Below are 5,058 nucleotides of genomic sequence, written 5' to 3' on the forward strand. Positions count from 1 at the left end.
GACGTATTTGCCATTCGGCAAGCGGTCCAAATAACGGAACAAGTCGATGTGATTTTAATCAATGGAGGAACGGGATTTACAAAGCGCGATGTGACAATTGAAGCGATTCAACCGTTGCTTGAGAAAGAAATGGTTGGATTCGGTGAACTGTTTCGTTTTTTAAGTTACGAACAAATTGGTAGTGCAGCGATGTTAAGTCGGGCGCTTGCTGGCTCGATGAACAACATGATGGTTTTTTGTATGCCCGGATCGACAAATGCGGTGCGCTTGGCGATGGAAAAGTTAATTTTACCAGAAATTCGTCATCTTGTTTGGGAGCTTTGTCGCCAATGAAAACGATCGGGATCGTTTTGGCAGGGGGACAGTCGAAACGGTTTGGAGAACCAAAGGCGCTCGCATTGCGTCGTGGGAAACCTTTCCTTTTTTATAGCGTGGAGGCGTTACGTCCGATAGTTGATCAAGTTGTTGTTGTTGCTCAGCCGCATATTCAAAAACAGATTCAACTGAAAGATGTGCAATGGATAGAGGACGTTTCGCAACATAAAGGAAAAGGGCCGTTAGCCGGGATTTATTCAGCGATGAAGCATTACGGGGCGACGTGGTATATCGTATTGCCGTGTGATATCCCATTTATTCATGAAACGATTGTAACTGTGTTAAAGCAGCAAGCAGACGATGCATTTGATGCTATTGTCCCATATGTAAACAGGCGACCTCAACCGCTTGTTGCGATATATCACCATCGTGTGAAATCGCTCATTTACGATTGCCTTCAGCAAGGGGAGTATCGCATGTACACGTTTCTTTCTTCTTGCCGAGTGAAGCATATAGAAATGAAAGAAGAGCAGCCGTTTATGAATATTAATACAAAAGAACAATATTACAAATGGATTGGCTAGAGGCAATACGCCTCTTTTTTTATCAACATTTATGAAAAAAATGTGAATTTCGTCACAGCACTTTTATTTTTGTGACGTACATCACACGATTTTGTAAGCAAAAGCGATATAGTAAAGATAGAATATTACGGCTTAAGAAGGGATGGACGAATATGCGTAAGCCAATTTCGGTTGCCGAAGCAATTGAACGAATAATGACATGGTGTCAACAAGTGGGAGAAGAGTACGTTTCGCTAGAACAATGTGATGGGCGTATTTTAGCTCAGCATATTGAAGCGACAATGCCGATTCCTTGGTTTGATCGCTCACCATACGATGGTTATGCTCTCTCAGCTGAGGCGACAGCGGAAGCATCATCTAGCCACCCTGTATTATTAGAAGTCGTTGGTACAGTTGGTGCCGGAACGGTTTGGGACGGCCCACTGACGCCAAAGCAAGCAGTAAAAATTATGACGGGCGCAGCCATTCCGAATGGGGCGAACGCTGTGATCATGGTTGAATTGACGAAAGAAATTGACAAAGAGGGGAAACGTTTTGTAGAGATAAAAAGGAAAGTGAGTGAAGGTGAAAATATTGTACGTATTGGGGAGGATATGAAGCAAGGGGAAGTTGTTGTTGAAAAAGGGACGGTAATTCACCCGGGTATTGTAGCGGTTTTAGCCACGTTCGGATACGATCGGGTACCTGTAATGAAGAAACCGAGAGTCGCCATTATTTCAACAGGAAGCGAGCTTCTTCAAGTTTATGAACCGCTTGAAAAAGGGAAAATTCGAAACAGCAATGCCTACATGTTGCAAGCGCAAGTTCGGCGCATAGGTGGAGAACCCATTTTATTTGGCAAAGTGCCCGACACGTTTGAATATACGTTACAAGTTGTGCAAAAAGCGTTGCGGGAAGCAGATGTTGTTATTACAACAGGAGGCGTATCTGTTGGGGATTTTGACTATATTCCGCAAGTGTATGAACATCTTGGTGCTAAGCTGTTGTTCAATAAAGTAGCGATGCGTCCAGGGAGCGTCACATCTGCAGCGGTATTTGAAAACAAAATGTTGTTTGGTCTATCTGGAAACCCATCTGCGTGCTATGTCGGGTTTGAGCTGTTCGCCCGTCCATTTATAAAAGCGATGTTAGGACAGTCCAAGCGATATTTAAAAAGAGAGCAAGCGGTGTTGCAAAAAGACTTTTTAAAACCAAACCCGTTCACCCGTTTTGTCCGGGCGAGAGCATCGCATCACGATGGATTGCTATACGTCGAACCCGTAGGAAAAGATAAATCAAATATTGTTTCGTCGCTTGTCCAGGCGAACGCCCTGCTCGTCTTGCCAGGAGGGACGCGCGGGTTTCAAGCAGGGGATCGCGTCGATGTGCTTTTATTCGAGGATGAGGGGGATGATATTTGGCGATGATTATTTTACAAGTTGTTGGTTATCAAAATAGCGGAAAAACGACGCTTATTGAAAAGGTGATTCAACGGTTATGTGAAATCGGATATCGTGTCGGAACATTAAAACACCACGGTCACGAAGGAAAAGTGACGTTGCCGAAAGAAAAAGACACAACACGTCATGCACAGGCTGGTGCGGCTGTATGTGCAGTTGAAGGAGACGGTACATTTTTTCTTCACGCAAAAGGAAATTGGACGCTCAATGAGTTAATTTCTCTCTATAAAACATTTCCGCTCGATGTATTGCTTATTGAAGGATTTAAACATGCATCCTATCCGAAAATCGTTTGTTTGCGTAGTCGAGAAGATGAACCTTTGCTGCATTTAGAAAACGTGCTCATGTCAATAAGCTGGCAACGGATGGATGGTTCTTTTTTCATTGAAGATGAGCAAGTATATATAGATCATATCATTTCTTATGTTAAGGAGGAACAGCATGTTCGCGATCGTTCGTGATCCTATTCATGTAGCAAGCGTAATTGAATCAGTCATGGACCGCAATGCAGGTGCGATTGTAACGTTTCTTGGAACAGTAAGAGAATTAACAAATGGAAAAAAGACAGTATATTTACAATACGAAGCGTATGAATCGATGGCGCAAAAACAGCTGCGACAAATTGGAGAAGAGATTGTTGCCCGTTTCCCGCAAGCCAAAGTAGCTATTGTACATCGTATTGGACGGCTTGATGTTACCGATATCGCAGTAGCGATTGCTGTTTCCACTCCTCATCGCGCAGATGCATATGAAGCGAATCGCTATGCCATTGAACGGGTCAAAGAGATAGTCCCCATTTGGAAAAAAGAACATTGGGAAGACGGAGAAATGTGGATTGGAAATCAAAAAGAAACCGTTCGCTATGATCAAGGGGCACCAGAGGGGGAAGAAGAATGATTCGCGTATTATTATTTGCGCATATAAAAGAAATGGTTGGTAAAGAGGAAATTGTGTTAAGCGAGCAACAAATGAGTGTTCGACAGCTTCGTGAGCGACTTCAGCACGAATACCATTTGCCAATAGTTTCATCGCTTCTCATTGCAGTTAACGAACAATTTGCAACAGATGATAATATGATCTATGCCGGTGATGTTGTTGCATTAATTCCACCGGTTAGTGGAGGATGATAACATGGGAACGTTTACGCATTTTAACGAACAAGGTCGGGCAAAAATGGTTGACATTTCTGAGAAGGAGGAAACGATGCGAACGGCTCGAGCGGTATCTCGTGTCATCGTTTCGAAAGAAGTGTATGAAAAAATTGCACGTTCAGAAGTCAAAAAAGGGGACGTACTCGCCGTTGCCCAAGTGGCAGGCATTATGGCGGCAAAACGCACGGCTGACTTGATTCCGATGTGTCATCCTCTCTCTTTAACAGGGGTCGACATTTCGTTTACTTGGCAAATGAAAGAAGCAAACTATGAGTTGCAAATTGAAGCATTTGTTAAAACAAAGGGAAGTACGGGAGTAGAAATGGAGGCATTAACAGCTGCTTCCGTTTGTGCGCTAACAATTTATGACATGTGTAAAGCTATTGATAAAGGAATTGTCATTGGTCCAACGTACGTAGTGGAAAAAACGGGTGGAAAGAGCGGAACTTTTAAAAGATAAGAGGGATTGTAATGGAGCGATATTCGCGACAAATATTATTTTCGCCAATTGGTGAAGAAGGACAACAAACGATTCGACATAAACATGTTCTCGTTGTTGGGGCAGGAGCGCTCGGTTCGGCGAATGCAGATATGTTAGTGCGTGCAGGCGTCGGGCGACTGACAATCGTTGATCGCGATTATGTCGATTGGACGAATTTACAGCGGCAAACGTTATATAGTGAAGAAGATGCTGAAAAAGGGTGGCCAAAGGCGATTGCTGCTAAACGTCGTCTTTCTTCTGTAAATCGTGACGTCCATGTGGAAGCGCTCGTTATGGACGTACAAGATGAATCATTTGCTTCTCTGTTTGAGCAACAGATTGACATCATAATTGATGGAACAGATAATTTCGAAACGCGCTTTTTATTAAATGATTTATCACAAAAATATCGCATTCCATGGATATACGGTGCTTGTGTCGGGAGCTACGGCCTTTCGTTTACAATCATACCAGAGCAAACGGCGTGTTTTCGTTGTTTCATCAATCATTTGCCTTCTTATCACTTCACTTGTGATAATATTGGTATTGTCTCTCCTGCTGTACAAATGGTCGCCTCTTATCAAACAGCGGAAGCGTTAAAAATATTAGTTGGGGATGTTGCAGCGGTCCGACGTTCGCTCGTTATGTTTGACGTTTGGCGAAACGAACATCGATTTTTACGAGTGGATCAATTAAAAACCGAACATTGTCCGTCTTGTGGGAGCAATCGCACATATCCAGCTTTGCAAAGCGAAAAGGCGAAAATGTCCGTCTTATGTGGACGAGATACAGTACAGATTCGCCATGTGCACCCATTTCATATAACTAAAATGATGGAGCAAATGAGAGCGAGCGGTCAACACGTACAAGGAAACGAATATTTGTTGATAACGCAATTAGAGGGACATCGTGTTGTTTTATTTGCTGATGGTCGCATGCTTATACACGGAACGAAAGATGTGACATTCGCCCGTTCGTTATATCAAAAATATTTCTCCTAAAAGGGAGGGAGACGTATGTCTCAGTTTATTAGTAACTGTAGATGAGCAATTTTTATAACAATAATTACCATAAAAAAGAGACAAACA

At 42.9% G+C, this 5,058-nt stretch carries 8 protein-coding genes; all 8 read left to right on the forward strand.

Going from position 1 to position 5,058, the window contains the following annotated elements; genetic code table 11:
- Positions 1-333 (forward strand): MogA/MoaB family molybdenum cofactor biosynthesis protein (locus V7Z64_RS11660; protein ID WP_297991012.1); only part of this gene is annotated, 333 nt, incomplete at its 5' end.
- The gene (locus V7Z64_RS11665; protein ID WP_219984987.1) at positions 330-899 is read left to right on the forward strand and encodes a molybdenum cofactor guanylyltransferase; all 570 of its coding nucleotides are present in this window, start codon (positions 330-332) and stop codon (positions 897-899) included. The genes V7Z64_RS11660 and V7Z64_RS11665, both read left to right, overlap by 4 nt.
- A gap of 152 nt (positions 900-1,051) precedes the next feature.
- The gene (locus V7Z64_RS11670; protein WP_003394301.1) at positions 1,052-2,305 is read left to right on the forward strand and encodes a molybdopterin molybdotransferase MoeA; all 1,254 of its coding nucleotides are present in this window, start codon (positions 1,052-1,054) and stop codon (positions 2,303-2,305) included.
- Entirely contained in the window at positions 2,296-2,799 is a 504-nt protein-coding gene (gene mobB / locus V7Z64_RS11675) for a molybdopterin-guanine dinucleotide biosynthesis protein B (RefSeq protein ID WP_219984986.1), read from the forward strand. The genes V7Z64_RS11670 and mobB overlap by 10 nt, the downstream gene beginning before the upstream one ends.
- Positions 2,780-3,235 carry a molybdenum cofactor biosynthesis protein MoaE gene (locus tag V7Z64_RS11680; RefSeq protein ID WP_219984985.1) on the forward strand — a complete coding sequence of 152 codons (456 nt, stop codon included), beginning with the start codon at positions 2,780-2,782 and terminating at the stop codon, positions 3,233-3,235. Before mobB ends, V7Z64_RS11680 begins: the two co-directional genes overlap by 20 nt.
- Positions 3,232-3,465 carry a molybdopterin converting factor subunit 1 gene (moaD, locus tag V7Z64_RS11685; RefSeq protein ID WP_003394309.1) on the forward strand — a complete coding sequence of 78 codons (234 nt, stop codon included), beginning with the start codon at positions 3,232-3,234 and terminating at the stop codon, positions 3,463-3,465. Before V7Z64_RS11680 ends, moaD begins: the two co-directional genes overlap by 4 nt.
- A 4-nt stretch (positions 3,466-3,469) precedes the next feature.
- Positions 3,470-3,949, forward strand: a complete 480-nt coding sequence (gene moaC / locus V7Z64_RS11690) for a cyclic pyranopterin monophosphate synthase MoaC (RefSeq protein WP_003394312.1) — start codon at positions 3,470-3,472, stop codon at positions 3,947-3,949.
- Positions 3,950-3,960: 11 nt separating this feature from the next.
- Positions 3,961-4,971 (forward strand): ThiF family adenylyltransferase, encoded by a 1,011-nt coding sequence (locus tag V7Z64_RS11695; RefSeq protein WP_219984984.1) that lies wholly within the window; start codon positions 3,961-3,963, stop codon positions 4,969-4,971.
- The last annotated feature ends 87 nt before the right edge of the window (positions 4,972-5,058 follow it).

Source organism: Anoxybacillus sp. (assembly GCF_036834105.1).
GTDB lineage: Bacteria > Bacillota > Bacilli > Bacillales > Anoxybacillaceae > Anoxybacillus.